29 protein-coding genes are annotated in these 26,968 nt (G+C 45.2%); 8 read left to right on the top strand and 21 right to left on the bottom strand.

What is annotated here, in order from left to right; genetic code table 11:
- From BMX69_RS21550 to BMX69_RS21530, 5 genes are read left to right on the top strand one after another with little or no spacing between them, the layout of a single operon-like run.
- Positions 1 to 1,026, top strand: a complete 1,026-nt coding sequence (locus BMX69_RS21550; RefSeq protein ID WP_054791669.1) for a Gfo/Idh/MocA family protein — start codon at positions 1 to 3, stop codon at positions 1,024 to 1,026.
- A 34-nt stretch (positions 1,027 to 1,060) separates the two neighbouring features.
- Positions 1,061 to 2,323: an ABC transporter substrate-binding protein gene (locus BMX69_RS21545; RefSeq protein WP_100043483.1), complete on the top strand. Its 1,263-nt coding sequence runs from the start codon at positions 1,061 to 1,063 to the stop codon at positions 2,321 to 2,323.
- Positions 2,302 to 3,264: a carbohydrate ABC transporter permease gene (locus tag BMX69_RS21540; RefSeq protein WP_242941315.1), complete on the top strand. Its 963-nt coding sequence runs from the start codon at positions 2,302 to 2,304 to the stop codon at positions 3,262 to 3,264. The genes BMX69_RS21545 and BMX69_RS21540 overlap by 22 nt, the downstream gene beginning before the upstream one ends.
- Positions 3,264 to 4,091, top strand: a complete 828-nt coding sequence (locus BMX69_RS21535; protein WP_100043482.1) for a carbohydrate ABC transporter permease — start codon at positions 3,264 to 3,266, stop codon at positions 4,089 to 4,091. Before BMX69_RS21540 ends, BMX69_RS21535 begins: the two co-directional genes overlap by 1 nt.
- Before the next feature lie 24 nt (positions 4,092 to 4,115).
- Positions 4,116 to 4,955, top strand: a complete 840-nt coding sequence (locus tag BMX69_RS21530; RefSeq protein ID WP_054791670.1) for a sugar phosphate isomerase/epimerase family protein — start codon at positions 4,116 to 4,118, stop codon at positions 4,953 to 4,955.
- Between the two features lie 93 nt (positions 4,956 to 5,048).
- Here the strand turns inward: BMX69_RS21530 and BMX69_RS21525 are convergent, their stop codons facing one another.
- The 11 genes from BMX69_RS21525 to BMX69_RS21485 form a co-directional block, all read right to left on the bottom strand.
- On the bottom strand, positions 5,049 to 5,375 hold the full coding sequence (locus tag BMX69_RS21525; protein WP_100043481.1) for a TSUP family transporter: 327 nt from the start codon (positions 5,373 to 5,375) through the stop codon (positions 5,049 to 5,051).
- A 72-nt stretch (positions 5,376 to 5,447) separates the two neighbouring features.
- The gene (locus tag BMX69_RS21520) at positions 5,448 to 6,242 is read right to left on the bottom strand and encodes a sulfite exporter TauE/SafE family protein (RefSeq protein WP_054791685.1); all 795 of its coding nucleotides are present in this window, start codon (positions 6,240 to 6,242) and stop codon (positions 5,448 to 5,450) included.
- 78 nt (positions 6,243 to 6,320) lie between these two features.
- Positions 6,321 to 6,623 carry a hypothetical protein gene (locus tag BMX69_RS24845; protein ID WP_054791672.1) on the bottom strand — a complete coding sequence of 101 codons (303 nt, stop codon included), beginning with the start codon at positions 6,621 to 6,623 and terminating at the stop codon, positions 6,321 to 6,323.
- A gap of 110 nt (positions 6,624 to 6,733) precedes the next feature.
- Entirely contained in the window at positions 6,734 to 6,880 is a 147-nt protein-coding gene (locus BMX69_RS24250; RefSeq protein ID WP_157724445.1) for a hypothetical protein, read from the bottom strand.
- A gap of 51 nt (positions 6,881 to 6,931) precedes the next feature.
- Positions 6,932 to 7,645 carry an N-acetylmuramoyl-L-alanine amidase gene (locus BMX69_RS21515; RefSeq protein ID WP_330387519.1) on the bottom strand — a complete coding sequence of 238 codons (714 nt, stop codon included), beginning with the start codon at positions 7,643 to 7,645 and terminating at the stop codon, positions 6,932 to 6,934.
- A 61-nt stretch (positions 7,646 to 7,706) separates the two neighbouring features.
- Complete coding sequence (locus BMX69_RS21510) at positions 7,707 to 9,134, bottom strand: metallophosphoesterase (RefSeq protein WP_054791686.1); 1,428 nt, start codon at positions 9,132 to 9,134, stop codon at positions 7,707 to 7,709.
- Between the two features lie 34 nt (positions 9,135 to 9,168).
- Positions 9,169 to 10,830 carry a glycosyl hydrolase family 18 protein gene (locus tag BMX69_RS21505; protein WP_100043480.1) on the bottom strand — a complete coding sequence of 554 codons (1,662 nt, stop codon included), beginning with the start codon at positions 10,828 to 10,830 and terminating at the stop codon, positions 9,169 to 9,171.
- A 235-nt stretch (positions 10,831 to 11,065) separates the two neighbouring features.
- Positions 11,066 to 11,311 (bottom strand): hypothetical protein, encoded by a 246-nt coding sequence (locus BMX69_RS21500; RefSeq protein ID WP_100043917.1) that lies wholly within the window; start codon positions 11,309 to 11,311, stop codon positions 11,066 to 11,068.
- A gap of 88 nt (positions 11,312 to 11,399) precedes the next feature.
- Positions 11,400 to 12,014 (bottom strand): hypothetical protein, encoded by a 615-nt coding sequence (locus tag BMX69_RS21495; RefSeq protein WP_100043479.1) that lies wholly within the window; start codon positions 12,012 to 12,014, stop codon positions 11,400 to 11,402.
- Between the two features lie 7 nt (positions 12,015 to 12,021).
- The gene (locus BMX69_RS21490) at positions 12,022 to 13,500 is read right to left on the bottom strand and encodes a serine/threonine protein kinase (protein ID WP_408610317.1); all 1,479 of its coding nucleotides are present in this window, start codon (positions 13,498 to 13,500) and stop codon (positions 12,022 to 12,024) included.
- 69 nt (positions 13,501 to 13,569) lie between these two features.
- The gene (locus tag BMX69_RS21485) at positions 13,570 to 13,920 is read right to left on the bottom strand and encodes a winged helix-turn-helix transcriptional regulator (protein WP_054791675.1); all 351 of its coding nucleotides are present in this window, start codon (positions 13,918 to 13,920) and stop codon (positions 13,570 to 13,572) included.
- Between the two features lie 136 nt (positions 13,921 to 14,056).
- On the opposite strand from BMX69_RS21485, the gene BMX69_RS21480 reads away from it, so the two are divergent.
- The 3 genes from BMX69_RS21480 to BMX69_RS21470 all read left to right on the top strand — a co-directional run bounded on the left by BMX69_RS21480 (position 14,057) and on the right by BMX69_RS21470 (position 16,100).
- On the top strand, positions 14,057 to 14,458 hold the full coding sequence (locus BMX69_RS21480) for a pyridoxamine 5'-phosphate oxidase family protein (RefSeq protein ID WP_100043477.1): 402 nt from the start codon (positions 14,057 to 14,059) through the stop codon (positions 14,456 to 14,458).
- A gap of 101 nt (positions 14,459 to 14,559) precedes the next feature.
- Positions 14,560 to 15,039 (top strand): GNAT family N-acetyltransferase, encoded by a 480-nt coding sequence (locus BMX69_RS21475; RefSeq protein WP_100043476.1) that lies wholly within the window; start codon positions 14,560 to 14,562, stop codon positions 15,037 to 15,039.
- A 341-nt stretch (positions 15,040 to 15,380) separates the two neighbouring features.
- Complete coding sequence (locus tag BMX69_RS21470; RefSeq protein ID WP_025231051.1) at positions 15,381 to 16,100, top strand: adaptor protein MecA; 720 nt, start codon at positions 15,381 to 15,383, stop codon at positions 16,098 to 16,100.
- 76 nt (positions 16,101 to 16,176) lie between these two features.
- On the opposite strand, the gene BMX69_RS21465 is transcribed toward BMX69_RS21470, so the two are convergent.
- The 10 genes from BMX69_RS21465 to BMX69_RS21420 form a co-directional block, all read right to left on the bottom strand.
- On the bottom strand, positions 16,177 to 17,067 hold the full coding sequence (locus BMX69_RS21465) for an alpha/beta hydrolase fold domain-containing protein (protein WP_100043475.1): 891 nt from the start codon (positions 17,065 to 17,067) through the stop codon (positions 16,177 to 16,179).
- A gap of 34 nt (positions 17,068 to 17,101) precedes the next feature.
- The gene (locus BMX69_RS21460; RefSeq protein WP_100043474.1) at positions 17,102 to 18,490 is read right to left on the bottom strand and encodes an MATE family efflux transporter; all 1,389 of its coding nucleotides are present in this window, start codon (positions 18,488 to 18,490) and stop codon (positions 17,102 to 17,104) included.
- An 8-nt stretch (positions 18,491 to 18,498) separates the two neighbouring features.
- Positions 18,499 to 18,948: a MarR family winged helix-turn-helix transcriptional regulator gene (locus BMX69_RS21455; protein ID WP_025231048.1), complete on the bottom strand. Its 450-nt coding sequence runs from the start codon at positions 18,946 to 18,948 to the stop codon at positions 18,499 to 18,501.
- A 156-nt stretch (positions 18,949 to 19,104) separates the two neighbouring features.
- Positions 19,105 to 19,983, bottom strand: a complete 879-nt coding sequence (gene sdaAA / locus BMX69_RS21450; protein ID WP_025231047.1) for an L-serine ammonia-lyase, iron-sulfur-dependent, subunit alpha — start codon at positions 19,981 to 19,983, stop codon at positions 19,105 to 19,107.
- A gap of 9 nt (positions 19,984 to 19,992) precedes the next feature.
- A complete protein-coding gene (gene sdaAB / locus BMX69_RS21445) occupies positions 19,993 to 20,661 on the bottom strand; it encodes an L-serine ammonia-lyase, iron-sulfur-dependent subunit beta (protein ID WP_100043473.1) in 669 nt (222 codons plus the stop codon).
- Between the two features lie 27 nt (positions 20,662 to 20,688).
- Positions 20,689 to 21,903, bottom strand: coding sequence for a dicarboxylate/amino acid:cation symporter (locus tag BMX69_RS21440; protein WP_054791677.1), 1,215 nt, complete (start codon positions 21,901 to 21,903; stop codon positions 20,689 to 20,691).
- Between the two features lie 202 nt (positions 21,904 to 22,105).
- Positions 22,106 to 22,789, bottom strand: a complete 684-nt coding sequence (locus BMX69_RS21435; protein WP_025231044.1) for a helix-turn-helix transcriptional regulator — start codon at positions 22,787 to 22,789, stop codon at positions 22,106 to 22,108.
- A 162-nt stretch (positions 22,790 to 22,951) separates the two neighbouring features.
- Positions 22,952 to 25,168, bottom strand: a complete 2,217-nt coding sequence (locus BMX69_RS21430; protein ID WP_100043472.1) for an alpha-galactosidase — start codon at positions 25,166 to 25,168, stop codon at positions 22,952 to 22,954.
- A 14-nt stretch (positions 25,169 to 25,182) separates the two neighbouring features.
- Positions 25,183 to 26,013, bottom strand: coding sequence for a carbohydrate ABC transporter permease (locus BMX69_RS21425; RefSeq protein ID WP_054791678.1), 831 nt, complete (start codon positions 26,011 to 26,013; stop codon positions 25,183 to 25,185).
- A gap of 11 nt (positions 26,014 to 26,024) precedes the next feature.
- Positions 26,025 to 26,930: a carbohydrate ABC transporter permease gene (locus tag BMX69_RS21420; RefSeq protein WP_100043471.1), complete on the bottom strand. Its 906-nt coding sequence runs from the start codon at positions 26,928 to 26,930 to the stop codon at positions 26,025 to 26,027.
- Between the last annotated feature and the right edge of the window lie 38 nt (positions 26,931 to 26,968).

The raw sequence follows: 26,968 nt of genomic DNA, 5'->3' as shown, positions 1-26,968 counted from the left end.
ATGAAATTAGGACTGATCGGATGTGGAGGAATGGGCACAACTCATAACCTATCGTTAAAGGCGTTGTCAACGAAAATGAATGTAGAAGTGACGGCCCTGGCAGACTGCAGGCCGGAATTTCTGGAAAAGGCCGCAATACAATGGCCCAATGCCAGGCAGTATAAAACTGGTATGGAGCTGCTGGAGACGGAATCCCTGGACAGCGTCCATATCTGCCTCCCAAGTTATCTCCATACGGAGCATGCTCTGGCAGCTATGGATAAGGGAATGAATGTATTTGTCGAGAAGCCTGTATGCCTGACAGAGGAAGAGGCCGAAAAGCTTATGGACGCCCAGAAAAGAAATGGGGTTCAGGTAATGGTAGGACAGGTGGTGAGATCCTTTGATGAATACCGGTACTTAAAAGAGTGCTACGATACCGGAAGGTTTGGAGCGCTTAAATCCATCACTATGCAGAGAGTCAGCGGAGATGCCGCCTGGGGATATGAGGACTGGTTCCACGAGGAGGGGAAAAGCGGGTCCGTTGTACTGGACCTCCACGTACATGACTTAGATTTCCTCCGGTATATGCTGGGAGAACCGGATTCCTTTGATGTAAGGGCCACTGCCTTTTCCAGCGGCATGATCAACCAGATCTTTACCGCCTATGAATTCGGCAAGGTTTTTGCCATAACGGAAGGAATATGGGACATAAGCTCCTCTCTTCCTTTTGAAGCCAGCTTCCATGCATGCTTTGAGGAAGCCAGTGTCGTATTTAAGGGACGTGAGGAAACGCCTCTGACTATTTATAAAAATGACGGCAGAATCGAGCATCCGAGGCTCCACCGGGAGTATGACGTAAACGATGACTCTGCCGGAATCAACATATCCAATCTGGGCCCTTATTATACGGAAATAAAATATTTCATCCAATGTCTCCAGGAAGGAAAACCAGTTGAAGTCGCCCCTCTGGAGGAAGGCATTCAGTCTGTACGCCAGGCGATCAGGGAATGGAAGCGGGCAAAGGAGTATGTAACGAAAAGGTAACAATTAAAATTTTCATATTTTAGGAGGAAAAATTATGATGAAGAGAGCATTGGCTATCCTGATGACAACGGCATTGGCTGTTCCCAGCCTTACAGCATGCAGCGGAAGCGTCTCAAAGGATCAGGCAAAAACGGCGGAAGAAATCACCTTAAAGGTATTTGACGCCCATGCATACGGCCTTGAAGAGTATGCAGAGATGGCTAAAAAATTCGAAGAGGCCCACCCTGGCGTTAAAATCGAAGTACAGCACGCTGCAAACGACAGCAGTACGCTGCTTCAGTCCCGCGTGAATTCAGGAGATATCCCGGATGTATTTGATGTGGAATCCGGTACGGCAGCCCAGAAATATAACGAATATGCTTATAACTGGACAGAGGATAAAGAAGTATTAGGCAAATTCAAGGAAGCTGCCCTGGAAACGGGAAAAGACGGGGACGGAAACATCATGTCACTTCCATGGACCTATGAGAATTTGGGCCTGATCTATAACATTGAGCTGTTTGAAAAAGCCGGGATCACAGAACTTCCGGATACCATGGATGAGCTTGAGGCAGCCTGCGAAAAGCTGTCTGCAGCCGGGATCACACCTTTTGCTTTGGCAGCAAAGGAAACATGGGTCCTTCATCACCTTTCCACTCATTTTATAATGGATAAGTCCCTGGATGCAAAGGGAGTCGTGGATAAATTAAACAGCGGCGATCTTGCCTTTAAGGATATGAAGAATTTCCAGAATCTCTTCCGTCTCCTGGATCTTGCTGTGAAATATGGTCCTGATAAACCACTTGAAATCGACTGGGAAACAAGCGAAAACATGCTGGCAAACGGAGAGGCAGCCATTATCCATATGGGCGACTGGTGCCAGTCTACCCTGGATTCCTTTAACCCCGATGCCCGTCTGGCATTCCTTCCCTGTCCGGTAAGTGATAATCCGGAAGATGCCACACTGCTGTCTTCCTGTAACTGGACCTATATCGTGAACAAGGATTCCAAGCATTTGGATCTGGCAAAGGAATATCTGGAGTATATCCTCACATCGGAGGAAGGCCAGAAATGGATGTGTGACGGCGTAGGAGGCGTACCGGGAGCTAAGACAACCATGGAAGTTAAGGGCGCTCTTGCCAATGATGCGTCATCATACGTGGAAAATGGAAAGACAAACGGCTGGATCCACACCATTGCGCCTACGGGATATTCTGATATCGTTGGTCCTGCAATGCAGGCGTATATGATAGGCGATATGACAGCGCAGCAGGTGACAGAGGAGTTCCAGAAGGGATGGCCGACCCAGAAAAACTGAACCCTCAGTTTGAGAAACCGGAGCCTGACGGAAACGGAAACCCAGGAGGCATGAAAGTGAAAAACAAAGAAAAAGCAAAAGATTTATTGATATTCGCATTGTTTGTATTTCCAGCGGTGGCGTTTGTACTGTTTTCTACAGATGTACCGTTTCTGATGAACCTGTACTACTCGGTCTTTGACTGGAATGGGATCAGTAAGGACATGAAATTCGTGGGACTTCAGAACTTTGTTAATATATTCTCAAACGATGCACTTTTTTGGAAAAGCGCTGCATTTACACTAAAGTTCTCGGTGTTTTTTGTAGTGGCGGTAAACATTATATCCCTGACTGTTGCCCTGGTCATGGCGGAGGAAAAGAAAAGCCGGGGCGTGGGGCGGGCATTTTATTACATACCTTATATCATAAGCCTGACGGCCATCAGCCTGATCTGGAAATTCATCCTCGGTCCCGGGTTTGAGGCTCTGTATCAGGCAACCGGCTGGGAGGTGTTTCACTGGAGCTGGCTGGGATCATCGAAGCTTGCATTTTTCGTAGTCGTGATTATGACCGTGTGGCAGAATCTGGGATTCTATATGGTGAATTATATTGCCGGCATCATTTCCGTACCAAGGGAACTGATCGAAGCCGCCAAAATAGACGGAGCCAACAAATTCCAGGTGTTAAGAAGGGTGACCATTCCCTTGATCATGCCTGCAGTTTCCATCTGTATGCTTACATCCCTGACATTCTCATTTAAACTGTTTGATGTCATCATGGTGTTTACCAAGGGCGGACCGGCCAATTCCACCATTTCCGTGGCATACAACATCTATAAGGAAGCATTTTTTAACAACCGTTACGGAATGGCTACCGCAAAGTCACTGGTATTTGTAGTCTTCGTGCTTTTGATCACTGCAGTACAGCTTAAGGTAACTAAGGGTAAGGAGATAGAGGCGTAATGAAAAAAATAAAAAAAATCAGCGTGCTTTCCGTTATTGTGTTTATCTGTTCTGTGTTCTGGCTGATGCCTCTGCTTCTGATATTTATTAATTCTTTTAAACCTTATAACGACATACTTCAAAAGTTCCTGGCCCTTCCTGAGAGCTGGAGTCTTAACATGTACATGGAAACATGGACGAAATTCCGATTTCCGATGCTCATCAGCAATACCCTGCTGTATACGGCATGCACAGTATGCGTGATCGCGCTGCTGGCACCTATGGCAGCCTATAAACTGGCAAGGACAAAGGGCAGATTGTCCGCGGTGTGCTTTGCACTTATTATCATGCCAATGATGGTGCCCTTCCAGTCCTACATGATCACTTTGACCAGGCTGGTGGCAAGTCTTGGCATGACAGGGAATAAGATCGGATATATCCTGGTAAGTACAGGGCTGTGTATGCCCCTGGCAGTCTATATGATTCATGGGTTTGTAAAAAATGTTCCCATTGAGCTGGAGGAATGCGCCTGTATTGACGGTGCTTCCAAGGTAAGGACCTATTTTACCATTGTTCTCCCGCTGCTAAAGCCCATCCTGACAACAGTCGTGGTTCTGGACACTCTTGCTACATGGAATGATATCATCACCAACCAGTTGATCGTCGGAGGAAATGCACGGGCAATGAACATCCAGAATGCGCTTTATATGCAGTTTTCCGCCCAATCGGCGGACTGGGAACACGCCCTTCCGGGAATTGTGATGTCCATGGCCCCAAGCCTGATCTTCTTTGTTTTCATGCAGAAGCATATTGTGGGAGGCATTACGGCCGGGGCTGTTAAGGGCTGATAAAAAGAAAGAGAGGTATTTCCTATGAGAATCGGAAGTTTAGTTGAACTATTTCAGGATACGGACGTGGAAGGTAAATTTGCGGAGCTTCGCTCTATGGGTATGGAAAGCTGCCAGCTGGTGTGCTGGGACCAGAAATTGATGAATGAGAAAACTGCAGATAAGGTAAATGCCGCAGTAAGCCGTCACAAAGTGGATATTACCGCCTTCTGGTGCGGATGGGAAGGCCCAAGAGTATGGGATTTCTATGACGGTCAGCTTACCCTGGGTCTTGTGCCCGAGGCATTCCGTTTTGAGAGAATGAAGATGCTGGAAAAAGGGATTGATTTTGCTGCCATGATCCATGTTCGGGATGTGGCAACCCATGTGGGCTACATGCCGGAAAATCCCTACGATCCCCATTACCAGGGCGTCCTGACATGCTTAAAAGCGCTGGTAAAACAGTGTAAAAAGAATCAGCAGAATTTCCTTTTTGAAACAGGCCAGGAAACCCCGGTCACATTAAAAAGAGCCATACAGGATATCGAAAAGGATGCAGGAAAAGGCAATGTGGGAATCAACCTGGACCCTGCCAATTTAATCATGTACGGCAAAGCCAACCCCGTAGACGCCCTGGAAGTATTCGGGGAATACGTGATGGGAATTCACGGAAAGGATGGAAAATATCCTACGGACGGTCATATGCTTGGTGAAGAGGTTCCTCTTGGTGAGGGAAAAGTGAATTACCCCGCCTTTGTGGCAAAGCTGAAAGAAATAGGATATGCGGGAGATATTACCATAGAACGGGAGATATCCGGCGAAGAGCAAAAAAAGGATATTCTCATGGCTAAAAATCTCCTGGAACAACTGATAAAGGAAGAATAGATTTACAGGAAAAGAGCTGCCCGATGTCTGATGATAATCAGCCATGGGCAGCTCTTTTTATGGACTCCTGTATCTCTTAGAAAATTTCAAAAATCACTGAATCACAATCGCCTGTGACAAATGTCTTGGCTGATCCGCGTCAATGCCCTTTTTCTCAGCAATGTAATAACCGATAAACTGTCCGATAAATCCGATTAGTGCCGCATTCTGCATGTCATTATAACTTACCGACTCCCGGTACCGCCAGAACATAGAAAAGGACAGGATCATGGTAATCACATCACTTAAAGCAGGAGCCGCATTCATGGACAGGAGGAGGGGAAGAAAAATCAAAATGATGATCGCCCCTCCAAAACCTGTTACCGCCTGGACAAGACCTCCAAGAAGAGCGGAAAAAGCCACAACCAATATTCCTATCATCAAAGTCACCTTTCCTGATTCCGTGCAGCAAAAAGAGCTGAAGCGAACCGTATCCGCAACAGCCCTGAAGGTTTACATAAATTGATAAATATTATATATATTAATTCCAATAATGACTACCATCAAAAACAGGAACAGCTTATCCACTACCATTTCATCAATTTTTTTATTGATCACCCTGCCGCTCATCCCGCCTAAGATCCCTCCTATCACCATAAGGACCAAAAGCCAGATGGAGAATTCCGGGACCGTCCCTGTTACCAGGGAATTCAAAAGTCCTGTGATCTGGGAAAACAGGATAATGTAAAGGGAATTCTGGGCGGCTGCCTTCGTATCCATGGAAAAAAAGAAAAACAGCACCACCAGATTGATAGGGCCCCCTCCAATTCCCAAAAATGAAGAAAGGATCCCAAGAACCAGTCCGATCAGCACGCAAATGACCGGATTGGTCACATGATGAGTATGGATCCTGTCCTTTTTAATCGTATAGATCAGCGTTCCCAGAGTGATCACCAGGAGACAGGCCGCCTGAACAGCCCCCACCATGTCCTTGTCTGCAAACAAGGAAGAAACTGCCTGGAACATGGACTTTCCCACAACTCCTCCTATGGCAGCCCCTATGGCAAGAGGCGTCCCCGTCTTCATATCCACCAGAGACTCTCCGCTCATTTTCCCTTTGATTACAGAATAACAGGTCATTGCTAGCACAGTGCTACCTGACAGAAAGCTGATCGCAGATACGCTTAATACCCCAAATGCATCTAATGTGGGCTTTATGATAACGCCTCCGCCAATTCCGCAGATGGCGCCTGCAATGGATGCGCCAAAACTGATCAATAGAAACAATCCATACAAATAACCGCTCATTTTATCAAAATCCTTCCTCGCCGGTATCAGCGGCATTCTCTTCCATGTACATATGTCTTAAGAACCTTGCATGCTTCATCAAGTACCACCAGGTTCGCTACACCGACCCCAGCCAGGCCGTTGACCCTGGGCGGCAAAAAAGCGGTAGATTGTTTCATAATCCTCCGCTGTAGCCTTGTTCACATCAACGCCTGCGGCTCCGTGGGTATGTATATCGATAAATCCCGGAACCACCAGCTTTCCTTCCATATCATAAACAACGGCTGCATCCCCGTTGTGAACTTCTGATATATCCCGTATTACTCCATCCTCTGCCAGCAAGTCTCCCAAAGCGAAGGAGCCGTTTACATAAAACCGCCCTTTTCTGAATAACGTTTTCATAAAATTTCCCCTTTCTCATTCTTCAGACCGCCACTTTTTTCATACGATATATTTTTATCATATCATAATTCGACTAAAAATTCCAATTTATTTAACCAAACGTTTGCTCCTCAAATAAATGGGACAAATTTAATTCCCTGATAATAGAGACAATCTCCTTTGACCTGCTGCAGCCAAATTTTCTTAAAAGGCTTTTTATCTGGGTTTTGACGACTTGTCAAACATGAAAAACCGCCCGGTGCCGGACGGTTTTTCATAGATTTCTCCCAATACGCTTCATTCGATTAACAAGATTGTATGTACTTTCCTTACCTCGTATTCAAATATTCCATGACCCCCATGTGGATCGTCCAGGCAACCCGGTCCTGGTAATCCGTGTTATTCAAAAGAGCTGATTCCTTCCAGTTGGTCAAAAAACCGCATTCCACGATTACGATCGGGGTCCGCACATGTAAAAGAAGATAGTAGTTATCGTTGGGTTTTGCCAGTCTGGTATTTTTCTCGCCCAGCACATAATCAAACCGGCTCTGTAAAATTTCTGCCAGCTCTTTTCCCTTATCCGACTTTTTATAGTAAAATACCTGTCCTCCGTATACGTATTCCTCATGATAGCTGTTCTGGTGGATGCTGACGGTAAGTGACGGGCTTTCATCATTGATGATCTCACAGCGCTTGCTCATATCCGCCATCTTTTTTCTGCTGTCCTTTTCCGTATACAATCCATTGTCATCTTCTCTGGTCAGAACCACTTTCACGTCAGAAGCTTCCAGATACTTTTTTAACCGGTATGCTATCTGCAAATTTATATCCTTTTCCAGGGTTCCGTCAATTCCGATCTTTCCCGGATCATTTCCTCCATGTCCCGCATCTATGACGACGACTGGCCTTTCTTTTTCGGCCTTTGCCTTGACCCCCGCCGTCATCTTTCCAGCCTGACTTGATATTACATATACCAGCACCAGCAAAACCAGTGCCATAAGGGGTTCCCACTTCTTAAATTTCACATTTTCTACCTGATTCATCTTCTTAATGAATTATATCTTTTAGTGAAATAAAAAAGAACTGCTCCCTGCGACTTTCCTGTTATTCTGAGCTCAATGCATTATAGTCCCTTGTCCCATCGTTCGTAATCCATTCCAGATATTGAGCCAGGATGCTGGGATACCCTTCCTCTTCCCACAGCTTGTAGCCGGCCTTCGCTTTGGCTTTATCCCGGATGTCTGTAACGGTTCCTGCATAACAGGCTTCGTTAAGCTCCGCATAGACCTTTGCCATCTGTTCCTTCTGAGTTTTGGTCAATCCCTTTAATGTATCAAGCCTCTTAAACTCATCCTGAGCCTGATTGTAAAATACCTTGCTTAAAAACTTTTTCCCAAATTCATCGAAGTTCAAAAGATTTTTATCAGTGCTTCCCGTCTTTTTTGCCCATTCCTTCATATCCAGCGGCTTTGTATGATAGCGGAAACTCCCGTCGTCTCCATAATATAAGATCCCATACTGGCAAGGCGGCGTGGATAAGGAACTGGTAACGATCTCATAGATCCCGGAGTCGTTTCTGGACCTCATATAGTGCTGCACATGAAGGTGACCGCTTAAAAACAAGGGGACCTCCCAGCTTTCCAGCTGGTCAATAAGCTGTTCACTGTGTTCAATGGTGCAGTCCTGTAAGTATACTTCACTTTCATCAAGAAGGTTATGATGGCCTACCGGAATCATATTCATCCCCAGATTCCAGGCTTCCTCCATCTGCTCCTCAATCCAGTCATATGTATCATCCCGGATCATTCCTCCAACCAGATTTCTCGGTTCATACTGGCATGTATCAAGCATTAAGGCTCTGGTATAATCATTTACCTGATAAACATAGCTTAAGGAAGCAGGGTCCCGGCTGACCGCCTCATTGTATCCGAAGTCCTGGTAGATCTCCTCGAATTCATCTGAAGTCACATTTTCCGCCCCCAGAAAGGTATCTCCCACAAATTGAGCTGCCTTAGAATTATTGATATCATGGTTTCCAGGAATAACGATCACGGGGATACCGGCTTCTTCAATTTTACCAAGCTTTTCGGCAAATTCTTCATGGCTTTCCTTTTCGCCTTCATAGGTCAGATCTCCGCTTAAGATCACCAGATCGGGCCGTTCCTTTTTAACCTCTTCCACAAAAGCATCCGTTATCTCCCAGATGTATTGCATCACCTTGCCGTCACCATGGTCTATACTGTATTGGAACCCCTTCTGAAAATCCGTCAAGTCCCTGGCTAAATAATGAATATCCGTAGCTACAATGATCTTGCAGCCATTGTCAAAGGCTTCTTCAGGAGGCTGTGAAGCCGGATCCTCCGAAGTTTGGGGGAATTCTTCAATGGTCGTCGGTTCCGTCCTCGTTGTTTCTGTCTCTTGCGGAGAAGTACTCTCTGCGCTGGTGCTTTCCGGCTCTGTTCCCTTGAGCGAACACCCTGCCAGCATACACGCCACGCCCAGCAATGCTGCCAATACGATCCTGTTTCTCATAACCTGACCTTTCTGTCTCTTACGCGTCTTTCGTTTACTTTTTATCAAGCCGGATTTCATCCCACAAGTCTGACGGTTCAAATCCCAGCTTCCAGCAAGCCACACCTGCCAGGCCATACTGTTTTATTAGATCCATCTTAAGTCCTATGGACCGTTCTTCTTCCAGCCACAGCTTTTTAAGCCCTTCCTTTGACTGCAATTCTCCGTAATACTGGCCCAATTCCTCCTGCCAGTATAATTCCACTTGATTTTCACTGACCCAATCTTTTGCGCGGGCAATGCCCAAAGAGGAAGAGGTAACCTTTCCATCAGGTCCTTCGGTCCACACCCTTGTATAGAGGGGGATTCCATTGATCACCTTTTCCTTTGGCACCTGGGCCAGGGTATCCCTGATCCCGTTTTCCACATATTGAATGGAAGCCACAGAACCGGCGTCCCCGCCTGCATAATGTTCATCATATCCCATAATAATCACGTAATCAGCCACGATCCCCTGCTCTTTTCGGTTATAGAACTGATTGCCGGGAGCCGGAACATAATTATCCACGGATAAGACGATCCCCTTCTCACGGCATGGTATGGAAAGCTCCCGTATGAACTGTACATAATGGACCCCTGCTGCTTCCTTGATTCCCTCAAAGTCCAGATTAATCCCGTCAAGGCCGTAACGATCCACTTCCGACATAAGGGCATCAATCAGCTTCCGTCTGATGGAGGTCTTTGACATCAGGATCTCCGTATTTACATCAGGGCTGAAATTATTGATGAGGGCCCAGACTTTTAAACCCTTATCATGAGCTTTCTTTACATAATCCTCCTGAGCCAGGGACCGGAAGTTTCCTTCATTGTCCGTAAGCTCAAACCAGGTCGGAGATATGACATTGACCCCTTTTGTATTGGCGATCACGCTGTCAAAAGAACCATTTCCTTCAAGGGTTGTCATCTGGTGCCAGGCAAGGCAAACCGGTTCTTCCATGGAAACATTCGTGTAAACCGGCGCTGCAAAAGTACTTTTAAGAACCTCACTGGTCACTTCCCCCAGCCGTTTGCGTTCCACATAGCCTACAAATCCGTCTTCCGTCCGCACCTTATCCCACCTAGCCATAGATTCCAGAACAGTGACCTGGCTTCCGGGAGAAATCCATGTCACAATGGGACTTTTCACTCCGCCTTTTACCCTGACATTTCCCTTTTCGGAAACCACTGCCTTTTGCTGGGCATCCCAGTTGTTATTAATAAAAATCCTCTTATGCTCAGCGCTGTCATAGGCAGTCACGCGGATATCCGTATAATTTGCCACCAGTCCGACGGACAAATAAACCCCGTTCTCATTTACCCAGATCAGGGGTTTCCCAGACGTTCCGACCGTGGAATGATCCGCATAGACAATGGAGTCCGGCAGGGCATACACAAGAAGATTTTCATTGCTGTCCCAGTAAAACCGCTCATTTAACATATCATTCACCCACTCAATCGGGAGATAGGTTTGTTCCTGCAGGTAAAGCCCTTTTGCCTCCTGCAGATCCTCATTGAGATAAAGGGCCACTTCATCTCCCTTTACTCCCAGCAGTCCGGCTATATCTGCCTGTTCCTTTGAGGGAATATACCGTTCCAGAAACCACACCCCTGAAAATATGGCGGTCACTAACAAAATCAATCCTAGCGTCGCAAGAACCGGCGCTGCTTTCTTCTTCATCTGTTTTCCTCCTGCTAATGGATCGTATCGTCTTATGCCTATACTATCTTTTGGATTATATCGTGAGCAAACTTATCTTCGCTCTCTTTTGCCCATTATATCACAATTCTTATTTTTTGGAATTTACATTTTCATTACATTACATATCCCCTATTCCCGCCCTGACGCACTGAAGCAGCCAGCTTAAGGCTGAAGATGGCATCCCGCATGCGTCCCTTTTGGCACGATCCAGTATTTACCGGTAATAAACCCGGTCAAATCTTATTTCCCGCAGTTTTCCGGTCTCTCCGTCAGGAACAAAATCGGCCATATAAAAACTATCATCCTCCCTTATTTCAAATATTTTATTCCAGTCTTTCTCCGGCAGTTCTTCTCCATCGATAATGATGGCGATTCCCTGATCCCGGTATTTTTTAAGCCCTGCCAGATACTGACCTTTCTCTGCCTGCCCGTTCCTTTCCCTGGCATCTTCTGTTCTCATCTGCATATCCCCCGTCTGTTTCTCATTTGTTACATAGGCCGGGGGAGAACCACAAGGGTTTTGCCGTGACATAATTCCTCCCCCGTATTTAAAAAAACTGCTGATAAAAGCCTATGATTTCACCGGTGACAGCAAATACGTCTACTGAAACCGGAATTCGATAGATGGGTGTGTTAAGCCTCTTTTCCGCATTCCTTCTGGCTTCCTCGCTTCCAAACGATACGAGCGTCTTCCAGCTCTTTTCCGCTTTTTTCCCCTTACTCTCAAACTCCAGAAACGTTTCCATCTGCCACTCGCTTAAGCTCCCGAGAACAAATTGCCTGTCGCATCTTAAAAATTCTTCCAGATTGCCCCTTACGGTTCCGTAATCCACAATCACTGCCTGGTAACCGGACTTTTTGCACAATAACAGCGTATCAATCCCCGCTCTTTCATAATAATCCGCTTCCAGTATATGAAAACATCCGGCCTGAGACTGTTCCTTTGCGCACAGCTTTCTCATATTCCGGAAATCCCCATGGCTGTTCCATTCCAAAACCGCACACCGCTTTCTTAAGACTCCTCCCAGATATCCTGCTGTCATAACCGTAAAATGGGTCACCCCCACTCCTCTTCCGGTTCCGATGATCCCAATGATCTCCTGATTGACCGGCATTTTACCGGAGCGTGAAAGCTTCCACACCTTTTTTACCGTTCTATTCATAAGGCTTTTATCCTTTTTCTATGGTGCAGTTTTTGCCCGAAATCATTTGAGAAAACCAATCGCTAATTTGTCTTCTATATCTTCCTTTTCCTCTTTTCCTTATGCTTTTTATTTCTAAAATCTCTTCCAGCAGAGTCTTGTAAAAGTCTTCTGTTTCCGCATTTGTCTCAAAAGGGGCCGGAAAATAAGGGGCCTTAATGCATCGGGAAGGGGCTGCCCCTTCAGGCAGCCTTATCCTGGTTGTCCTGGCTGCATGATTATAAACAATCCCATAGGAACTATGGCCTTTCCCTACATATTCCGCAGAGAAATAGGCACTGTTTCTGCTCCAGCTGCTGCCGTCGCATACCAGTATCAAAGCATCTGGGCTGCCCCTCAGTGCCTGTTCCACATTTTTCCCGTAATCCAGGATACGAATTTGATAAGGCGGCTCTTTTAATTTCACTACCGGCCCGTAATAGGGTCTCCAAATAAAACCCCGGTACCTCATCAGGCCATACTGGTCCCGCTTTGCGGCTGCATGATCACCAAGCCCGGTGCCCATGCCGGAATCATTTTTTTCTTCAAATAAATTGGGATATCCGTGATTTCTAAGATAGACAGACAGGCCGATTCCAATATGAGTCGTTCCGGCCCCTGATTTGCTCCCTGCAAGAGCAATTGTAAGAGATGACGATTGTAGACGGTCGTTTGCAGCCGTTCCCATGTTTTTAAGCTGTCCAAGCCTCTCACCCAGCTCCTGTGCTGATGAAAACCGTTCTTCTTTTCCCTTTTTCATACACCGGTTTATGACGGCAGCCAGATCGGCATCCATTGATGAAGCCGGTTTATAGGGCAGTTTAGGAAATTCTCCTGTAAAAAGAAAATGGATGATAGCACCAATGGCATATATATCTGTTCGTTCATCCAATACTCCATCCTTTGAATACTGCTCCGGCGCCGCACATCCCACGGTTCCATACCGCTCTCCGTGCATATTTGCATCATCCACGGACGCGGCAAGTTCAAAGTCAATCAGTTTAACGATGTCATGACACAATAACAGGTTTTTCGGCTGTAAATCCAAATGTAATATGGGGTTTGGTCCTGCGAGATGCAGGTAACTGATGATGCTGGTCAACTGGATTCCATATGAGATAGCCAGTTCCCGCGATAGATAGCCCTGTTTTTTCACAAGGTCAAATAAAGAATCTCCTTCCAGATACTCTTCGATTAAATAACTATAAAATTCGTCTTCCTCTACATCATAAATAATGGGAATTCCAGGATGGCGAAGTTCCTTAAGAACAAGCGCTTCATGCCTTAGACGTTCGAATTTCAGAAAGCTTTTGGGTACCCGCTTGATTGCCCGGTATTCCTCAAGCCCCAGATGAACCGCCAGAAAAACTGTCCCTGCCCGGCCGGTTCCCAAGATGCCGTATAGCTGATATTTTCCAAACAGAACGGCGCTTACGAAAACCACCTCCTTTTGTCTGTCCAATATCATCTCTTGGGGTATATTCTAATATATTCTATTTGTTTTTTCAACTATTTTTTTACGGAAACCCAAAACTTCCTAGAAGTCTTTTCTTTCCATGTGAGCAATGTATAACTCTCCCCATTTTTCCAAACTATCCAACACCGGTTTAAATTGATGGCCCAATTCACTCAAAGAGTATTCCACTTTGGGCGGGATGGTATTGTAAACCGTACGGGTAATCAGACCATGTTCTTCCAGATTACGTAACTGTTTTGTCAGTGTAGCCTGAGTAATGGGAGCCAGTGCACGCTCTAACTCCTTAAACCGAAGTGTCTTCTCTTCCAGATAGTGAAGAATCAGCAGCGCCCATTTCCCGCTCAATACCTTTTGAGAGGTAAAATAAGGACAAATACCGAACAGATCTTTTTTTTCACTTTCATTATTCATAATAAATCCTCCATTACTATCCTATTAGATACTAACTATACTAAAAAATCGTACTTGTACATTGATCTGTGCGCACTATAATTATAGCATAAAGCAAGACAAAATACAATTTGCCAATAAGAATGGAGGATCAGTCATGATTGATTATGCAGCTGTTTTGAAGGAGAACCCCAACGGCGTCCTGGCAACACAGGATGGCAGCAAGGGTAAAACCCGGGTATTCCAATACCTGTTTACAGACGGCAACAAAGTATATTTCTGCACCAGCAACAAAAAACCGGTCTACGAACAGATTAAGGCCAACCCCAATGTTTCTTTCTGCACCTACCCAGCTAACTTTACGCCGGTGGTATCAGTAAACGGTAAGGCCGTCTTTGTCAACGATCTTTCTTTAAAAACTCGTGCACTGGACGAGAATCCCGGCATAAAGGGCCTGTACAATGCACCTGACAATCCCGTCTTTGAACTTTTCTACATTGACGTAGAGGAAGTGGAAACCTTCAGCTTTACGGATGGCCCAAAAACCTATACCATTTAACCGCAAACACCAATGAACTACCTACTTTCACCTATGGTATCTTTCTGTTATAATCTAATCAAGATCAGAGGTAATACACTAATTTGCGAGGTGGTATCATTATGATTAAGGATTATATTGTAACCCAAATGAATATAGATTCCATAAAGAAACATGGTGCACTGGACTTGGTTTGGCAGGTCTTTCTGGAATTTGAAGCTCCGGATTATTCAGAAGAAGGCATTCAGGAGTTCAAGAAATTTATAGATTTGAATTCTATTGAACAAAAAATCAATAAAAACGAGATGCTCTTCTGGGGTTGTTTCAGCGGTGAGAACATCGTGGGAGTGGCTGCAACCAGACAACCATGTCATATTTCACTTTTGTTTGTAGATAAAGAACATCACCGGCAAGGAATTGGGCGGGAATTATTAAGCACCATAACATCTTTTTTCAAGGAAGAAGGTGTTAATCAGGAAATGACGGTTAATTCATCACCCTACGCAGTCGAGATATATCATAAACTGGGATTTATGGATACAGACACCGAACAACTTGTAAATGGAATACGGTTTACTCCAATGAAGTATATATTCAGCTAATAAGAACAAAATAAAATTCCTATTTAATGCAAACTTGGAAATTTGTTTTATTACATTATTTTTACATAACAACTAATGGTAATTACATTTTCTTCTAAATCACCTTACGAAGATAACGAAGAAATCAAGTAAAACAATATTATATTTTCATCATATCAAAAAAATAAAACCGGGAAATTCCAATAAGCAAATAGGATTCCCGGTTATTAGCATTCAAACCTTAAAATTATATAAATTTTTTCACATAGTAATTGCTTTTTCGCTATATTATATAGTATAGTTATGTTGAGGAAGTATGTAAACATTCATTCACCATTTTAAAAAGAACAGGAAGTGATCCTATGAAGATAGAACGTATTAACGAAAATCAAATTCGCTGTACGCTTACCAGCTTTGATTTAAGCGTCAGAAACTTAAATTTAGGCGAGCTTGCCTATGGCAGTGAAAAAGCCCGCAACCTGTTCCGCGAGATGATTCAGAAAGCCTCTAACGAAGTGGGATTCGAAGCAGAAGACATTCCTCTCATGGTAGAAGCAATTCCATTGTCCAACGAAAGTGTGATGTTAGTAATCACAAAAATCGAAGATCCGGAAGAATTAGATACAAGGTTTGCCAAATTTTCACCATCAGCCGACGAAGACTTGGATTCCATGCCAGGAGACCTGGCAAGCGAACTTTTGGAAGGCGCCGACGGACTGTTAAACCTGTTAGGGCTTGACAAGAAAGAAGAACCGGAGGCCGAAGAGCCAAAAGAGCAATCAAGCGCTTCCTCGATACGAATCTATTGTTTTCAAAGTCTGGACCAGATATCTGATGCTGCAAGGACCATCGGGCAGGTTTACGATGGCGAGAATACATTATATAAAAAACCTGATACCAGACAGTATTATCTGGTGATCAGGAACACTCCTGACAAGTCTCTGGATTTCAGCCGTGTCTGCAACCTGCTTGCGGAATATGGTTCCAAGATTCACCAGGACTACGCCTCCGAAGCGTACTACAGGGAACATTACGAGGTGCTGATTGAAGGTCACGCCCTTCAGTCTCTTGCCAAACTTTAATCCGTTCCTTTGTTCATAGTACTTCATCACAAATCAAAAATGAGGTTCGGCCCCTTAAAAGGGCCGAGCCTCATTTTTAAAATCCCAAAGCTTCTTCCAGAAAGAATGCAAAAATCAATTCCAAAGTGGCATCTGTCTCCTTGCTCGGAATCAATATCCAGTTATGTAACATCTTAGCCCCTTTTTTATAAATGATTTTCGTTCCTTTAAATTTTCCCGCCTTTTCAGCCAGAAGCTCGCAGTCCGGTGTAAGAATTTCATCTGTGCCGGAAAATATCAGGATCTGTCCCAGCTGATCCCAGTTTCCATAAAGTGGTGAGACAAAGGGGTGATCCGGTTCCAAAGGACCGCAGTAGCGGGCTCCGGCTTCTTTTAACGCTTCTACAGGAAGGATAGGATCCGTTTTTTTCATGATCTTTATCTTCGGATTGTTAAGAGCAATATCCAGCCACGGAGAAACCACGGCAGTTCTCACCGGCATAGGCAGATTCCCCATGTCCCGCAGTTCCTGTAATAACGAGAGAGCCAGACCACCGCCGGAAAAATCCCCAAAAAGAAAAAACTCATCTTCCGGATATTCTGCCAAAAGCCAGCTGTAAACCCGGACCAGATACCGGTGGACATCTAACGCCGTATACTCCGGGGCCAGAGGGCAGGAAGGTATGGTCACCTTTACCTGCTCTTCTACGGCAAAATACTCTGCCATTTCCCTGTAACGCTCTGATGGCTCCAGGGTATAGGCCCCTCCCGGCAGCATGAGGATATGGGCAGTCTTTGAATAACTTCCGTTTATGGTGACTCCGGGAAAACCGTCGATGTTCCAGGTTTTTACCCGTACCTTTTTTGTAAATTGTTCCTGGGTCAGCGCCCCCGTTCCTCTGGGCGGCTGTTCCAGTTCAAGGGCCATCTTTTTGTCCGCCTTTTTTAGCCCTGCAGTAAATCTTGCCATCTCCGTCTTCAAGCTCATGATTTTCACATCTCCTTTCCCTTTATTCCGCATATTACGAGTCTTTGCATAATCTGTTTAACTTTTTCAGTTCATGCAGAACAAACTGGCTGACAATGATCATTGAGGTAATATCCGCCACAGGCCCTGCATAGAGGATTCCTTCCAGACCAAAAGAAAGAGGAAGGATAAGAATCAGCGGGATCAATAACACAAGCTGGCGCAGCATGGATAAAATGGAAGCCTTTAAGGGTTGTCCCGTTGACTGGAAATAGCTGGTTGTCACAACCTGGAATCCGGCCGAAAAGATTCCAAGCATATACACCTTCAGGCAGCGGATGGCAAACTGGGTGAACTGCACATCCTCTGTCCCAAACAGACTTAAAATCTGCCTTGGGAACAACTGACAGGCAAGCCATCCCGTAAGGGCAACTGCGGTTGCCGCCGCAGCCGCCGAAAGATAAGTCTTCCTCACACGCTTTGGCTGATTCGCTCCCTTATTAAATCCGAGAATCGGCTGGGAGCCGATGCCGATCCCAACACAGATGGAGATCAGGATCATGCCGATCTTATTTACAACACCCATAGCACTTAAGGCCACATCGCCGCCAATGGCCGTCTTATTTCCATAATACACCAGGGAATTGTTCATGACAACCTGCAAAACGGTAGATGCCATCTGGGTGATTCCGCTTGAGATCCCAAGAGGCAGGGCCAGCCTGCAGATATTAAAATCAATGCGTAAACTATTTTTATTAAGGCGCATATGCTTTCCTTTGTACACAAAATACAGGACCAGCACAACTGCGGAAATGATCTGAGAGGTAATGGTGGCAATGGCCGCTCCGGTCACGCCCCAATGAAATACAAAAATATAAATCGGATCCAGTATGGTATTTAAAGCAGCACCGATTAAAATGGCATACATGGATAAGGCAGGACTCCCGTCTGTCCTGGCCATATTGCTCAGTACTACGGAGAGCATGTTAAAGGGTGTGCCCAGTAATATGATAGAAGTGTACTGCCTTGCATACTCCATGGTATTGGCAGTCGCTCCAAAAATCTTTAACATAGGAGTCATAAGCGGGAATCCTATCGCCATAACTGCAATGCTGGCTGCCAGGGTCATCAGGAAAACGGTTCCAAGGGTCTTATCCGCCTCTTCCTCATTTTTTTCCCCCAGCTTAATGGCAGCATAGGCGCTTCCCCCTGCTCCCAGGAGAGTCGATATGGCTAAAATGATGGTGACAATGGGAAATGCAATGGTGGTTGCCGCATTTCCCAGATACCCAACGCCCTGGCCGATAAAGATCTGGTCAACAATATTGTAAACCGAATTTACCAGCATGGAGACTATTGACGGAAGCGCAAACTGAAGCAGCAAATGCCCCACTGGTTTATATCCCAGGGGATTTTCCCCCTGTTTTATCCTGTTTTGTTCCATAAAGTATTCTATTCCTTTCCCTTCTGTTCCACGATGTGATCTAGGGCATTGCAAGCCATGCGAATAAGCATTTGCTCTGCTGCATCACGTTCCTCTTTGGTAAACCCTTTTAATATAATATCCGCCCATTCATTTACGCTCTCCAAGGTCTTTCCCACGACAGCTGCCGCTTTGTCTGTGACGTAAATCCTCCGGATGCGTTTATCCTCCTGTGCCATTTCCGTCACAACATATCCTTCTTCTTCCAGCTTCTTAACCGCGCGGGTGGCAGTGGCCTTATCGTAATGTCCAAAAGAAGCCAGCTCATGCAGACTCATACCAGGTTTTTTAAAAATCTGCAATAAAAAAAACTGTTGTCCACAGCCTATCTGATAAGTAGATAATTGATTTGCAAAATACGTATTATTAAGTCTCTGGATAATCGAGATATATTTCCCGATTTCCTTGTGCTCGCACATGATTTCCACCTCCAAGCCTTTCGGACGGCATTTCATCTTATTTTAGGATGATAAACAGCATAACATAAAGTGGTTGCATTCGCAACTTTTTTTTATTCATGCATTAAAAAGCGATACCGGTTTCACAAAACCGGTACCGCCTGTCATTATTACTTGTTACTTTGTTTTAAAAATCTCACAGGTTTTCCTGCAGGCAGCTTCCGTAGCCGCGCAGCCGCCAAGGGAAGTTTCCCTTAATTCAAATGGGATCGAACGCCCCACCATCATCATGGTGTCTACCGTCTGATCAAATGGTATGAACTGCTCTACTCCTGATAATGCCATTTCTGCACATACCAGTGCATTGGAAGCTCCAAGAACATTACGGCTCTGGCAGGGATATTCCACCAGACCGGCTACCGGATCACAGACCAGCCCTAAGAGATTCACGATTGCTGAGGAAGCCGCATCCATGCACTGCTTTGGCGTTCCGCCCATGATTTCCGTTGCCGCCGCCGCAGCCATTGCAGAAGCAGCGCCAACCTCAGCCTGACAGCCGGCCTGTGCTCCAGCCACGGTAGCATTCCGCATAATCAGATAGCCCACCGCACTTGCTGTAAAAAGGCCATCAATGATCTGTTCGTGATCTAAGGAAAATTCTTCTTCCAAAGCAAGCAGCAGTCCAGGCAGAACTCCGGAACTTCCTGCCGTGGGCGCCGCTACTATAAGGCCCATGGAAGCATTTACTTCCAGAACAGCCAGTGAATAGGTAATTGCCTTAGACAGCATGCTTCCGCATATGGATTTTCCTGATCGCCTTCGGTTCCGAACCTTTGCAGCTTCTCCCCCGATCAATCCGCCGATGGAAGCCACCGGCTCATCTAAGGGTTTATGACATGCTTCCTTCATGATCCGGTAAGCTTCTTTCATCCGGCTTATGGTTTCCTCCGGATCGGCACCGAACTCACTGGCTTCCCGTTTCCGCATCACTTCTGAAATCCGGCAGTGATTTTCCTCACACAATTTCAACAATTCACTTCCTGATATAAAGTCCATAAAAGCCTCCTAAACCTGTATAAGCATAACATCTTCTACTTTGGGGTGCTGCCGCAGCTTATCCAGCAATTCCTGTGGGATTTCCTCATCAGATTCCACCACAGAATAAGCAGTCGCCCCTTTTTGTTCCCGGAACAGGCGCATGAAAGCAATATTTACATTGCGTTCACTTAAACTGGTGGCAATATAGGCCACCATGCCGGGATAGTCCAGGTGGCGTATAACCAGTGTGGAATATTCCCCGGTAAAGTCTACATCAATGCCGTTGATCCTGATAATTTTAACTTTACCGCCTCCTAGGGAGACACCGCGGACCGATATCGTTCCGCCCTTTTCTCCAGACACATGTATCTCTACTGTGTTTGGATGAACTTCTGTTTCTTTTTCATCCACCTGGAAGGAATACTTTATCCCGCATTCATCAGCTAACTGGAAGGAATTCTTAATTCTTAAATCATAAGTCTCAAACCCCAGGATGCCGCCAAGAAGCGCACGGTCGGTTCCATGGCCTTTGTAGGTCTTTGCAAAAGAACCGTACAAAACAAACTCCACTTCGCGAATGGGTTCGTTGAACATTTTTTTAACCAGAAGAGCAATTGCCACAGCACCCGCAGTATGGGAACTGGATGGCCCTACCATATTAGGGCCGATTACCTCGAAAATACTGATAGACGGCATAATCAGCCTTCTCCTTTCGCAATCACCTTAGCCTTTGTTATCTTTCTTAATATATTTATGGTAATACATATCAACCAGCGCGCTGATCGCATTATCTCCGGATACGTTACATGCTGTTCCAAAGCTGTCCTGTGCAATATACATTGCCTGAAGAAGGCTGGCAATATCTCCTACTGCTGGTATTCCTGCAATCGGGAAGAATGGAGTCGCCGTAAAGATAGAGCCTCCCGGAGCTCCAGGAGATGCAACCAAGGCTACTCCCAGCACACAGATAAACGGGAACAGGGTAAGGAATCCATGAGGCATGCCGTAAATAAGCAGGGTTGCAGTCACACAGCAGGTAATTGTGATTATAGAACCTGCCATATGAATATTAGCGCACAGCGGAATTACGAAGTTACGGATTTCTTCTGAGATACCATTGCTTTCGGCACATTTAATATTAACCGGAATGGTAGCCGCAGAAGACTGGGTACCAATCGCAGTCAGATAGCCGGGTATCTGGTTCTTTAACATGGTAAGCGGATTTCTTTTTGTCAATATACCTGCAAAGGTAAAGGCCGCTAGCAGATAGATTAAATGAAGCAATATCACGATCACAAAAACCTTCCAAAGCACTGACATAATCGCAAAGGTAGTTCCCTGATAAGTCATCTTGGCAAAGGTTCCGCAGATATATAAAGGAAGAAGCGGAATGATCACCCGGCCCAGTACCTTAGTAATAATCTCGGAAAACTCTTTGAACACATTATACAGGGCATCTCCGATCTCTTTGCCCCTCATGGTGCTGATGCATACTCCCAGTACAAAGGCCAGTACAACAGCTGCTGTTGTTTCAAGCAGCGGTGTGATCTCCAGGGAAAAATATCCGCTGATCGCCTTGTCACTTGCAGATGCAACTTTTGCAACAACTTCTTCATTCACAAAAGAAGGGAAAAATGTACTGGCTACAACATAAGATGCGCTTCCTGCCAGCAGCGTGGAAGCATAGGAAATCGCTGCGGTAAATGCCAGCAGCTTTCCGGCTCCCTGAGACAGGTCCGCAATTCCCATAGTAACAAAAGCCACCACCATAAGAGGAATGATAAACATTAAAAACTGTTTAAACAAATCTGATACGGTAATTAATATTGAAGTTACAAAACTGGGGCAATACATTCCAATTAAAATACCAATGATAATTGCAATAATCAGCCTTGGTACCAATCCTAGCCCCTTCTTACTCTTTTTACTTTCCTCCATATCAATACCTTCCTTTCATACAATAAAATAAATTTTATTGTATTCATTTATATGATGTAATTTATTTTACCATAGATACTTTTTAATTGCAATATTATTATGTTCTTCTAACAAATAAACAAAAAAATCTGCAGGTTTTTTGTTATTTTTCACAAAAACCTGCAGTGTTTTTCATTATCAACCCATTTCACTGTATTAATGTTTATTCGTTCTTTTTTTCTGTAGTTACTCCTACATTCCGAATGTGCATATACACGGTGTTTTTAGATATTCCCAGATAGTCGGCTACCTTTACAACCGCATCTTTCATGGTAAAAACCCCCTGTTGATGCAGGGAATTAATGATTTCCTTATTTTTAAGAGACGGAAGTATCCCTTCATCTGCCAATACCGTTTTCCGGACCTCCTGGACTTTGCTGAAAATCAATTCATCCACATTTTTAGCAAAGGTTTCAGTTTTAACCAGGGAATGAGTAGATATTGCGGGGATATAGCTGGTCAGGATCTCAGAAAAACCTGTATTCAAATAAAAATTGATACATAAAAGGCCGATGATTCGTTTTTCCTCCCCCCGTACCACAATGGTAGAGGATTTTAATGGTTCTCCTTTTTTGTTCTTGGTAAAATAGGAGATGTAGCTTTTGTCGCCATCCTTTTCAATTTCTTCCAGCATCTGAAGGGCCAGGTCTGTAATCGGCATTCCTTCCGTACGTCCTGTGTGGTGTCCATTGATGATCTTAATGACGGAATGCTCCGTATCCTCCAGACTATGAAGCACCATCTCATAGCCTCCCCCCAGATAATCAGCAAGCCCTTCCATCATGATCTTATAGGATTCCAGTATAATTCGGTCAATCAGTGTCAAGTGTACATTATAATCCTTCATTGTATTCATCCCCTACATTCATTTTTTTTAAGGAATCATGCATTATTTTTAGGAATTATAGCATGCTGTAAAATATTTTTCAATAAAAAGGCAGATTACTTAACAGTAATGTAATTTATTACATTAAAAAAGTCCAGACAATGCCTGCCCGGACTTTTTTCTTTATTCTGATTTCTTATTAATAAAGATGAGGAAAGAGGCAAAATCCCCTGATTCTCTAAAAAGGCGGCTTCTGTCAATGGGAATACCGGCGTACATAAGCTCGCTTCCGTAGTATTCCCCGGTCTCTCCCGGCAGGGAAACTTTATAAAGCATATCCTCACAAAGCCCCTGGAGCTTTAACCGCAGCCAGCCTGCATTGGCCGGATTCAAAACCTGATAATAAGCGGCGATTGCCTGTTCCAAATCTTCTGATACTGCCATCCATGCCGTATCATTTCCTTCAAATGGACTTTTTAGCCGGTAAAACGTTCCCTGGTGTAAAAGTTTCCGGTACTTCTTATAGCATGCAATCTGCTGCTTTACCGTCTCTATTTCCTCGGAAGACAAATGATTCAAATCCAGTTCATATCCAAAAGCCCCGAAAATCGCTGCATTTCCCCTGGAATCCAAAGGCGTTATTCTGTGAATCTGATGGTTGGGAACCGCAGAGACATGGGCTCCGATGCTGGATATGGGATAAACCATGGTAGTCCCGTACTGGATCTTTAGCCGGTCCATGGCATCCGTATTGTCACTGCACCATGCCTGGGGAGCAAAGTACAGCATTCCAGGGTCAAACCTGGCCCCTCCGCTGGCGCAGGATTCAAACAGGATCTCCGGGAAGTCCCTGGTGAGCCGGGTATATAAGTCATAGACTCCCAGGATAAATTTATGCATCACCATTCCCTGCCCGTCGGGGGAGGTTCCTCTGGAGTAGCATTCCGTCAGGTACCGGTTCATGTCCCACTTGATATAGGAGATTCTTGCATTGGCAATAATGTCCTTTAACATGCCGTAAACCGCATCAACAATTTCCTTTCTTGAAAAATCAAGGACATGCTGATTTCTGCTTGGCGTTTCATAGCGGCCGGGAGCGGACAGGATCCAGTCCGGATGGGCCTCGTAAAACCGGCTGTCTTTATTGACCATCTCCGGCTCGATCCACAGACCGAATTTTAAGCCCAGGGCTTCCACCTTCTCAGAAAGTCCGGAAATTCCTTCCGGCAGTTTATTCCGGTTCACTTGCCAGTCTCCCAGGCCCCTGTGGTCATCACTTCGTTCGCCAAACCAGCCGTCATCTAGAACAAACAGCTCCACGCCCGTTTCCTTCGCCTTTTTAGCAATTGCGAGAATCTTTTCTTCGTTAAAATCCATATAGGTTGCTTCCCAGTTGTTCAAAAGCACCGGTCTTTCCCTGTCTCTCCAATACCCTCTCGCAAGCCGGGTCCTGTATAACCGGTGGAAGATCTGGCTCATAAAAGAAAGCCCCTGCTCCGAATAAACCATCACAAGCTCCGGAGTCTGGAAAGATTCCCCCGCTTTTAAAGGCCATTCAAAGGTATCCGGATGAATTCCCATGAGCACCCGGGTGGTATCATGGGTGCAGACTTCTACCTGTCCTAAGAAGCTGCCGCTGTACACAAGGCTGAAGCCATATACCTGGCCGCTGTTCTCCGTAGTCTCTTTTCTTACAAGTGCCAGGAATGGGTTGTGCTCTGCGCTGCTGATCCCTCTCATGCTGTAGATGGACTGTATTCCCTGTTCCAGGGAACGCCTCTTCAAATACCGTTCCCTGGACCATGCCCCGGAAAGCTGAATCATCTCATAATCACAATCCGGAAGGTCAACAGCTCCGCTCATAGCCGTTAAGAGGATGATTTCCTCCTTGCCATGGTGGTCAAAACGGGCATGCCTTGTAAGGACCGGCATCTCTTCATAGATCGTATAGGAAAGAACCAGATCCGTATCCATCACATCATCATGAAGGGTGATCTCCAGGGTGGCAGCCTCCCTCTCCTCTTCCACGTAGGTGGCAGGAAGAGGCTCTATGGAGTGCTTCCCCTCAAAGATACGGTGGGACGCATAAGTAAAGTTTGTGATCCTGCTGCCATTCTCCTGCCTGACGATGCAGGCACCATACCGGTAATCCCCTGTTCCATAAGCAGGATATTCCTGCTTCGTATATTGGAGACATAAGCTGACCGGCTCCGGACAGCTTATGGCGGCATGGGCGCGCTCTCCTGTCTCAAGGAGATATGCATAGGACTCCCTGTCTGTAATCCGTTTCCCATAGTACAGATTTCCCAGTTGGCCATTGGCCATGATCTGAATGATATAACTCATGGACTGGTTATACAGGTGGAAGTGTTTCGCTTGTTCATGATAAATGATAGACATAATTCATACTCCTTTTATAATTTTCCTCCGGATGTAGCAATTCCTTCTATAAACTGTTTCTGGAATATCAGATAAATGACAATCATGGGGATACAGGCTAGTAGGGATGCTGCCATAAGCTCCGGATAATTTGTTTCAAACTGTCCCTGCAGCTTTGCAAGGGCGGCAGACAGGGGCATGGTATTTTGCTCTGTGTTGACCACCAGAGGCCACATCAGCTCCTTAAATCCAAACAGCGCGGTAAAGATACCCAGAGCCACCATGGAGGATTTTGTAAGGGGGGCCATTACATAAAGAAAGGTCTGGCCGATATTGCAGCCGTCAAGCCTGGCCGCCTCCTCTAAGGAAGAGGGAAGCCCCATATAAGCCTGCCTTAACAAGAAGGTTCCAAAGGCTGTCACGAGACCCGGAAAAAGCAGGCCAAAGGAGGTATTTAACATTCCCAGCTTACTCACCATTAAGTATTGAGGAATAATAAAGATCTGGGATGGCACCATCATCTGAAACAAAACCAGGGAAAAGGCCAGATTCTTTCCCTTAAAGTGAAGGCGTCCAAAAGCATATCCTGCCATGGTTGCAGTAAGCACCGCGCAAATGACCCGTTCTACAATAAGCAGCAGCGTATTCCAGTACAGCCTTAAAAAGTTCATTTTGCTTATGATAGATAAAAATGCTTCCTTTCTCCATACCGTAGGAAAAATGATGAACGGATTCATCTGAGTTGCTTCCGATGTACTTTTAAAGGCCGTTAAAAACATCCACAAAAAGGGGACCAGCATAATGACAGACCCGATTATAAGAATGAAGTAAACGATGGCTGATTTAATTTTTCTACTCTTATCCATAATTCTCCTCCCTAGCTGTAGTTCACCCATTTTTTCTGACAAATCATCTGAATCATTGTGATCAGAAGGATTACCATAAGAAGCAGCATGACAATGGAAGAGCCGTATCCCTTGTTTCCTTCTATAAACGAATATTTATAGAAAAGGTACACCAGGGACTGGGTCTTTACAAGCGCCGGGTTGCTTCTTCCCATCATCATATAGATGCTGTCAAACACCTGCATGGCCCCTATGACTCTGGTCACGGTCACAAAAAACATGGTGGGTGATATTAAGGGCAGTGTAATCGTAAAAAACTGGCTGATCCCGTTTGCTCCGTCAATCTGCGCCGCCTCATAATAGTCTCTGGGTATTTCCTGAAGGCCTGCAAAAAACAGTACCATATTATAACCGATCACAGACCAGATTCCCACGATGGCCACAGAGATGAATGCGATATTGGGATTAGAGATCCAGTTCACTCCGGAAAGTCCTATCCCGCGAAGCAGATGATTAAACAGTCCGAATTCCGAATTATAAAGCCATCTCCAAACCATAGCCACCGCTGCGGGAGCGGCTACCATTGGCAGGAAATAAATGGTCCTCCATATTGAGCGCCCCCGGATTTTTCCATTTAAAAATACGGCTAACACAAGGGCAATCGCAATGGAAAACGGTACTTCCACCACCGCATATTTACATGTGTTCCACAAAGCCTGCCATACAGTCCCATCACTAAAAAGCTTCCGGTAATTGTCAAAGCCAATAAATACATTGCCTTTGCCAAAAGCCCCTGTTTTGAAAAAACTCTGATAAATGGTCTGAAAAATAGGGATGATGTTTAATATAATAAGCCCTGCCATGGTGGGCAGTAAAAACATCCACCCCCATAAAAATTCACTTCTCTCCCGCCTTGATACCTTTGACTTTCTGTTCATGCAGACCCTCCGTATTTCTTTGTCAAGCGGATATTCGC

This window comes from Lacrimispora sphenoides JCM 1415, assembly GCF_900105615.1.
Lineage (GTDB): Bacteria > Bacillota > Clostridia > Lachnospirales > Lachnospiraceae > Lacrimispora > Lacrimispora sphenoides.
The sequence above is the reverse complement of the archived record's forward strand: the minus strand, read 5'-3'. Positions and strand labels throughout refer to the sequence as shown.

Bases quoted from the DNA above. Each gene is read 5' to 3' on its own strand.
- BMX69_RS21510 (WP_054791686.1), bottom strand. From the start codon at position 9,134: ATGAGAAACAGGATCGTATTGGCAGCATTGCTGGGCGTGGCGTGTATG.
- BMX69_RS21435 (WP_025231044.1), bottom strand. From the start codon at position 22,789: ATGAAGGATTATAATGTACACTTGACACTGATTGACCGAATTATACTG.
- BMX69_RS21460 (WP_100043474.1), bottom strand. From the start codon at position 18,490: ATGGAACAAAACAGGATAAAACAGGGGGAAAATCCCCTGGGATATAAA.
- BMX69_RS21470 (WP_025231051.1), top strand. From the start codon at position 15,381: ATGAAGATAGAACGTATTAACGAAAATCAAATTCGCTGTACGCTTACC.
- BMX69_RS21475 (WP_100043476.1), top strand. From the start codon at position 14,560: ATGATTAAGGATTATATTGTAACCCAAATGAATATAGATTCCATAAAG.
- BMX69_RS21535 (WP_100043482.1), top strand. From the start codon at position 3,264: ATGAAAAAAATAAAAAAAATCAGCGTGCTTTCCGTTATTGTGTTTATC.
- BMX69_RS21430 (WP_100043472.1), bottom strand. From the start codon at position 25,168: ATGTCTATCATTTATCATGAACAAGCGAAACACTTCCACCTGTATAAC.
- BMX69_RS21500 (WP_100043917.1), bottom strand. From the start codon at position 11,311: ATGAGAACAGAAGATGCCAGGGAAAGGAACGGGCAGGCAGAGAAAGGT.
- BMX69_RS21455 (WP_025231048.1), bottom strand. From the start codon at position 18,948: ATGTGCGAGCACAAGGAAATCGGGAAATATATCTCGATTATCCAGAGA.
- BMX69_RS21490 (WP_408610317.1), bottom strand. From the start codon at position 13,500: ATGATATTGGACAGACAAAAGGAGGTGGTTTTCGTAAGCGCCGTTCTG.
- BMX69_RS21520 (WP_054791685.1), bottom strand. From the start codon at position 6,242: ATGAGCGGTTATTTGTATGGATTGTTTCTATTGATCAGTTTTGGCGCA.
- BMX69_RS24845 (WP_054791672.1), bottom strand. From the start codon at position 6,623: ATGAAAACGTTATTCAGAAAAGGGCGGTTTTATGTAAACGGCTCCTTC.
- BMX69_RS21525 (WP_100043481.1), bottom strand. From the start codon at position 5,375: ATGATAGGAATATTGGTTGTGGCTTTTTCCGCTCTTCTTGGAGGTCTT.
- BMX69_RS21540 (WP_242941315.1), top strand. From the start codon at position 2,302: ATGGCCGACCCAGAAAAACTGAACCCTCAGTTTGAGAAACCGGAGCCT.
- BMX69_RS21495 (WP_100043479.1), bottom strand. From the start codon at position 12,014: ATGAATAGAACGGTAAAAAAGGTGTGGAAGCTTTCACGCTCCGGTAAA.
- sdaAA (WP_025231047.1), bottom strand. From the start codon at position 19,983: ATGGACTTTATATCAGGAAGTGAATTGTTGAAATTGTGTGAGGAAAAT.
- BMX69_RS24250 (WP_157724445.1), bottom strand. From the start codon at position 6,880: ATGAAAAACCGTCCGGCACCGGGCGGTTTTTCATGTTTGACAAGTCGT.
- BMX69_RS21440 (WP_054791677.1), bottom strand. From the start codon at position 21,903: ATGGAGGAAAGTAAAAAGAGTAAGAAGGGGCTAGGATTGGTACCAAGG.
- BMX69_RS21480 (WP_100043477.1), top strand. From the start codon at position 14,057: ATGATTGATTATGCAGCTGTTTTGAAGGAGAACCCCAACGGCGTCCTG.
- sdaAB (WP_100043473.1), bottom strand. From the start codon at position 20,661: ATGCCGTCTATCAGTATTTTCGAGGTAATCGGCCCTAATATGGTAGGG.
- BMX69_RS21550 (WP_054791669.1), top strand. From the start codon at position 1: ATGAAATTAGGACTGATCGGATGTGGAGGAATGGGCACAACTCATAAC.
- BMX69_RS21425 (WP_054791678.1), bottom strand. From the start codon at position 26,013: ATGGATAAGAGTAGAAAAATTAAATCAGCCATCGTTTACTTCATTCTT.
- BMX69_RS21465 (WP_100043475.1), bottom strand. From the start codon at position 17,067: ATGAGCTTGAAGACGGAGATGGCAAGATTTACTGCAGGGCTAAAAAAG.
- BMX69_RS21420 (WP_100043471.1), bottom strand. From the start codon at position 26,930: ATGAACAGAAAGTCAAAGGTATCAAGGCGGGAGAGAAGTGAATTTTTA.
- BMX69_RS21505 (WP_100043480.1), bottom strand. From the start codon at position 10,830: ATGAAGAAGAAAGCAGCGCCGGTTCTTGCGACGCTAGGATTGATTTTG.
- BMX69_RS21485 (WP_054791675.1), bottom strand. From the start codon at position 13,920: ATGAATAATGAAAGTGAAAAAAAAGATCTGTTCGGTATTTGTCCTTAT.
- BMX69_RS21515 (WP_330387519.1), bottom strand. From the start codon at position 7,645: ATGAATCAGGTAGAAAATGTGAAATTTAAGAAGTGGGAACCCCTTATG.
- BMX69_RS21545 (WP_100043483.1), top strand. From the start codon at position 1,061: ATGATGAAGAGAGCATTGGCTATCCTGATGACAACGGCATTGGCTGTT.
- BMX69_RS21530 (WP_054791670.1), top strand. From the start codon at position 4,116: ATGAGAATCGGAAGTTTAGTTGAACTATTTCAGGATACGGACGTGGAA.